Source organism: Psychromonas sp. (genome assembly GCF_047632995.1).
Lineage (GTDB): Bacteria > Pseudomonadota > Gammaproteobacteria > Enterobacterales > Psychromonadaceae > Psychromonas.
On sequence record NZ_JBLIEK010000014.1, the window covers coordinates 43704 to 49901 of the forward strand.

Annotated in this window: 5 protein-coding genes; all 5 read left to right on the forward strand. The window is 42.2% G+C overall.

Annotated elements, in window-relative coordinates:
- Positions 1–28 precede the first annotated feature (28 nt).
- The 5 genes from aceF (at position 29) to ACJAT7_RS04480 (ending at position 6112) form a co-directional block, all read left to right on the forward strand.
- Positions 29–1636, forward strand: a complete 1608-nt coding sequence (gene aceF, locus ACJAT7_RS04460) for a dihydrolipoyllysine-residue acetyltransferase (RefSeq protein ID WP_415225596.1) — start codon at positions 29–31, stop codon at positions 1634–1636.
- Between the two features lie 116 nt (positions 1637–1752).
- On the forward strand, positions 1753–3180 hold the full coding sequence (lpdA, locus tag ACJAT7_RS04465) for a dihydrolipoyl dehydrogenase (protein ID WP_415225597.1): 1428 nt from the start codon (positions 1753–1755) through the stop codon (positions 3178–3180).
- Between the two features lie 585 nt (positions 3181–3765).
- The gene (locus ACJAT7_RS04470) at positions 3766–4134 is read left to right on the forward strand and encodes a hypothetical protein (protein ID WP_415225598.1); all 369 of its coding nucleotides are present in this window, start codon (positions 3766–3768) and stop codon (positions 4132–4134) included.
- A gap of 374 nt (positions 4135–4508) precedes the next feature.
- Positions 4509–5714 carry a cation:proton antiporter gene (locus ACJAT7_RS04475; protein WP_415225599.1) on the forward strand — a complete coding sequence of 402 codons (1206 nt, stop codon included), beginning with the start codon at positions 4509–4511 and terminating at the stop codon, positions 5712–5714.
- 242 nt (positions 5715–5956) lie between these two features.
- Positions 5957–6112, forward strand: a complete 156-nt coding sequence (locus ACJAT7_RS04480) for a hypothetical protein (RefSeq protein WP_415225600.1) — start codon at positions 5957–5959, stop codon at positions 6110–6112.
- Positions 6113–6198 lie beyond the last annotated feature (86 nt).

Genomic DNA, 6198 nt, shown 5'->3' on the forward strand with positions numbered 1-6198 from the left:
CGTCTTTTATTGATTAGGAAAAATCATTATGTCTGAATTAAAAGAATTTTTACTACCTGATATTGGTGCTGATGCGGCTGATATTACTGATATTTTAGTATCTGTTGGTGACACTATCGCTGTAGAGCAAGATATATTAACCATTGAAGGTGACAAAGCGTCGATGGATGTTCCCTCATCGCTTGCCGGCACAGTTAAAGAGATTAAAGTAAAGGTGGGTGACAGTGTTTCTGAAGGTACTCTTGTATTGATCGTTGAAGTAGCAGGCTCTGCTGCGGATGCGCCTGCTGCAGATGTGCCTGCTGCAGATGAGCCTGCTGCCGAAGCGGCTCCTGCGGTTGAAACGCCTGCTGCTGCTGCCACTAGCCAATTAAAAGAGATATCTGTGCCCGATATCGGTGGTGACGAAGTTGAAGTGACGGCGGTATTGGTTGCTGTCGGCGATAGCATAACTGAAGATCAGGATATTTTATCTGTTGAAGGTGACAAAGCATCAATGGATGTACCTGCACCATTTGCCGGTACAGTGAAAGAAATTAAAGTTGCTGCTGGTGATAAAGTTTCTGAAGGTTCATTAATTTTAGTGGTTGAAGTACAGGGCGCAGCAGCGCCGGAGCCGGTAGTTGAAGCGCCAAAAGCTGCGCTAGCTGCCTCGGCTCCTGTAGTGGAAACAGCAAAAGCTGCGCCAGCTGCGCAACTATCCCCTTCACAAGTATCTATTGCCGGCTCAATCAAAGCATCGCCTTCGGTGCGCCGAACTGCGCGTGAGTTTAATCTGGATCTTGCCGTTATACCGGCAACAGGTATTAAAGGTCGTACCACGAAAGAAGATGTACAGACTTATGTTAAAGCACAGTTATTGTTGGCTAAATCTGGTGGCGGTGGCGGCGGCTTACAAGTGCTGGCTTCTCCTAAAGTTGATTTCGCTAAATTTGGTGAAGTTGAAGTTAAGCCGCTTTCGCGTATCCAAAAAATATCAGGTCCTACTCTGCACCGTAACTGGGTAACCATACCGCATGTTACACAATTTGATGAAGTGGATATCACTGAACTTGAAGCGTTCCGTAAAGAACAGAACGCAATTGCGGTTAAGCAGGATTTAGGTCTGAAAATTAGCCCGTTAGTCTTTATGATGAAAGCGGTCGCTAAAGCACTGCAACAATATCCTAATTTCAACTCTTCACTATCAGATGATGGCGAAAGTTTGATCCTGAAAAAATATATCAATGTCGGTATTGCGGTAGATACACCGAACGGTCTGGTTGTGCCTGTTGTTAAGGATGTATTAAATAAAGGGATCTACGATATCTCGCGTGAAATTGGTGAAATATCTAAAAAAGCACGTGCGGGTAAATTGACGGCTAAAGATATGCAGGGCGGTAGCATGACTATCTCCAGTCTTGGTGGTATCGGCGGTACACAGTTTACCCCTATCGTAAATGCACCTGAAGTGGCTATATTAGGCGTCTCTAAGTCTGCGATGAAACCATTATGGAATGGCAAAGAGTTCCAGCCCCGCCTAATGGTTCCGCTAGCGCTTTCCTATGATCACCGTGTTATTGATGGTGCAGAGGGGGCTCGTTTCATCACTACTATCAATAATTATCTATCTGATTTGCGTACGCTGATTTTATAATTGTGTTAACAGGTCGGCATTTGTCGACCCTTTGTTTTGCATTTATTTATCAATAAAATAGACTCGAAAAACTTCAACCGTTTTTCTGGCGTAACGGCTAAAATATAGAGGTCAACATGAATAAAGAAATTAAAGCACAAGTTGTGGTATTAGGCTCAGGCCCTGCTGGATACTCAGCAGCATTCCGCGCGGCTGATTTAGGTTTAGAAACAGTATTAATAGAAAAATACAGCACGCTAGGCGGTGTTTGTTTAAATGTGGGATGTATTCCATCAAAAGCACTGCTACATGTTTCAAAAGTAATAGAAGAAGCAAAAGCGTTAGCTGAACACGGTGTTTTATTTGGTGAGCCATCAACGGATGTCGATAAAATTCGTCTCTGGAAGGATAAAGTTGTTTCGCAGTTAACTGGCGGCCTGAAAGGGATGGCATCGATGCGTAAAGTGACCGTAGTGAATGGATTCGGTAAATTCACGGGTGCTAATACGATTGAGGTCGAGGGTGGCGATGAAAAAACCACTGTTAGCTTTGACAATGCCATTATTGCCGCGGGCTCGCGCCCGGTTAAATTACCCTTTATCCCGCATGATGATCATCGTGTATGGGATTCAACTGATGCGCTTGAATTGCGTTGCGTGCCGAAACGTCTGCTTATTTTAGGTGGTGGTATTATCGGACTGGAAATGGGAACCGTGTATAAATCATTAGGCTCAGAAGTTGATGTGGTTGAATTTGCAGACCAGCTGGTACCTGCTGCCGATATAGATATAGTGCAGGTTTACACTAAGAAAGTGAAGAATAAATTCAACATTATGTTGTCCACTAAAGTGACCGCAGTTGAAGCAAAAGAGGATGCGCTTTATGTCTCTTTTGAAGGTCAAAATGCACCAGCCCAACCGAAACCTTATGATGCGGTATTAGTCGCTGTTGGCCGTGTACCAAATGGTCTTTTGTTTGATGCGGAAAAAGCCGGGATTACTGTTACTGAGCGCGGTTTTATTGAGGTTGATAAACAGATGCTGACTAATGTGCCGCATATTTATGCGATCGGCGATATCGTCGGTCAGCCTATGCTTGCACATAAAGGTGTGCATGAAGGACATGTGGCTGCGGAAGTTATTGCGGGTAAAAAACATTATTTTGATCCTAAAACCATCCCTTCAATCGCTTACACTGAGCCGGAAATGGCTTGGGTGGGGATGACTGAAAAAGAAGCGAAAGAGCAGGGGATTAACTATGAAAAAGCTGTTTTCCCATGGGCTGCTTCCGGTCGTGCCATTGCATCTGATTGCAGTGAGGGTATGACTAAGCTTATCTTTGATAAGGAGACGGATCGCGTAATTGGTGGCGCCGTAGTGGGTACTAATGCAGGTGAACTATTAGGTGAAATCGGTCTGGCGATTGAGATGGGCTGTGATGCAGAAGATATCGCATTAACCATTCATGCGCATCCAACACTACATGAATCAGTTGGTTTAGCGGCTGAAATTTATGAGGGTTCAATTACCGATATGCCGAATGCGAAAGCGGTAAAACGTAAATAGTAAATTGAACTTTGAATAATACGGCAAAGGGCGCTTTTTAAGCGCCTTTTTTTATTTGATTAATTTAGCTTAAAACTTCTAGCCTTTCTGCTGACCTTTTCAAGGTAGGCTTTTGTACAGTCAAGTTCATAGGTGACACTTTGCTGGCGCATAACTCACAGAGCCTGTCTGCGAATTTGCTCAGTTCCCCTTATATTCTGTGCTTTTACTGCAAATAGGAAAATTTCCGTCTTTTTATAACAGCCAAATCCTATTATGAAATGTAACCATTTGATAAAAAAAAGGTAAGGATGTAAGGTTTGTTTGTATTATAAAAATTCAAACCAGTTAAAAATAATTCTTTAAAGGTAAAAGCATTCATCGCTTTGCTGTAGTCGTAGATGATAATGAGAAGTTGGATCTAACTATCCACATTTATTACTTACTAAAACAGCACAATATGTTGCCCTTTAAGTTGCTGCTCGCGCACTCGATACGGTTGTCGCGGTTTTTTCTAAACGAAAAAGCAGCAAAAATAGCACCAACTTACCCGCCAGTGAACGCGGCATTAACTTTTACAATAAGCGACGCAAAAAGGGGATTGTTATGATATCCAAGATTATTGAAGCGATTACCAGTGAACATGCACTTGAAAAGTATTCAGATAGAAACCGTTTGTTAGGGGAGGCTGTACCCTATATTGGTGAGCCCAGACTAAGTGCATCTGATCCCGGTAAAGTTTTTTTGCGCATTAATCCCTTATCAAGTCATGGCGAGTTGCTTGAATTTAAAAACGAAGATGTTCTGTTTGCCGAAAATGTAGAAACTGTGGCTGATAAAGAGGGGGGGATATTTCAGATTGTTAAAATATGGGTTCGTATCGGCAGTATAGGCCTCAAGCTGGAGCCCTTCTCCGTACAGGATTATTCAAATGTTTTAGACAGCGTTTTTGATGTTTTGGCAGATAAAAAATAAAAAGTAAAAATTCGACTGTTTTTACCTCTACACCATGAGGGCTTTAATTTTGACTGTCAATTAATTTGAGCTGGTTTTTAGTTGCTTGATTAATAAAAGGGTTGGATACATTGCTTTTTTCATTTCCGAGCAGAGTCATTCGGACTGCTCGGAAATATACCCAAACCACCTCAAGATGCAGGAATCAGCATATTGAGGTAGCTTGGGTATACCTTATAAAGTTATGCCCTGTTCAAACCAACCTATTTTGTGCTTCCTATACACTTTACTACCCGAGGATACAGTGATGTTGTGCCGGACCACTGCTGGCTAACTATTATTTTTCGTTGCTCTACCGAGATAGTGCTTACAGTGATTATTAAATAAGGAGTCGTATGTACGCAACATTATCAATTTTTGCAATTTTTGTGTTTTTTTATAGCATTGCAAGTGCAGGGTTAGAGAAAACGTCTACCAGTGGTGCCATTGTATTTACAGCATTTGGGCTTTTATTCGGCCCGCTTGGTTTAGGCTTGATCGGCGTCGGTGTCGAAACAGAAATTCTAGGTACACTGGCCGAGCTGACACTGGCTATTTTGTTGTTTACAGATGCCTCGAATGCAAATTTGGGTGTATTAAAACGTAATATTGGTATCCCCCGACGTTTATTGTTGATTGGTTTACCCATGACGATTTTACTGGGTTACGGTTTAGGCGTTTTGATATTTGACCAATTGGCGTTATTAGAAGTTGCTCTGCTTGCGACAATGCTTGCGCCGACTGATGCTGCATTAGGTAAAGCGGTGGTCACCAATGAGAATGTGCCTGCTAATATCCGTGAAGGGCTGAACGTTGAAAGCGGATTAAATGATGGTATTTGTGTGCCGATTATTTTTATTTTACTGGCGCTGCTAACTGGAAAGTATGGTCAAGAGAGTACAACCCTGTTAGCGCTGACTTTACTCACAAAAGAGATTGGCATTGCTGTTATTGTAGGGGGTGGGTTTGCGTTTTGTGGGGGTCATCTTCTTCATTTTTGTATGAAACGTGACTGGGTGACTGAAACATGGCAACAGCTACCTGTTCTGACTATGGCACTCGCGTGTTTCAGCGTCGCTCAATGGGTTGGAGGCAGTGGCTTTATTGCGAGTTTCATTGGCGGGTTGGTATTTGGCTCTATTGCAAAAGATCATAAGCATAAGCTGCTGGTGGCTGCCGAGGGAATGGGCGATACATTAGCGTTGATAACCTGGGTCGTTTTTGGTGCTTTGGTTATCGGGCCGTCAATAGAGTCATTTAGTTGGAACATTATACTCTATTCTGTATTGAGCCTTACGCTTATCAGAATGCTACCAGTCTTTCTGGTGTTAACGGGGCAAAAACTTCGAACAGATGAAAAACTCTTTATAGGGTGGTTCGGCCCACGTGGCTTAGCCAGTATTGTTTTTGCCTTGATTGTAATAAAAGAGCAGCTGCCCGGTGGTAACATACTCGCGATGACCGTGGCGTGTACTGTGATACTGAGCATTCTTGCTCATGGGCTAAGTGCGAATGGGTTAATCACTAAGCTAGTGGCGCGGATAAGCTCTTCAGGTAGTTAATAAATCAATGAGGTCAGTTTTTTAATCATGACTCTGTGGCTGTTATCTGATTTTCTGAAAACTTCATTAACCGAATTAATAGTAAGAGAAGGCAAATCAATATGGTCTGTATTTAAACCGGCTGGCTGAAAGCCTCGTTATCTGTTTTCGAAAATAGATGTAGGGGACAATGGTGGACTTAACTGAAATCGCCGCAAATGGGCGAAATTTAGATCTGATTACACCTTGGTAAAGAATTAACAATGATTAAGCTTCGACCACTGATATTAGATGAATATTTAGGCTGTTGTGATTGTTTCTTTGACGATTACGGCCGTGAAATTTCTACAAATTATGGCCATGCAATTGAAAAGGTAATTGAATTAACGAAGAAAGATCTTTTTCTGCTGCTTTCTTAATTGATTGAAAAAAAATGAGCACAAATTTTTGTGTATATAATTTGCCTCGAAAGTTATAGGATGTTTATGGAATACTGGCAAGTAAG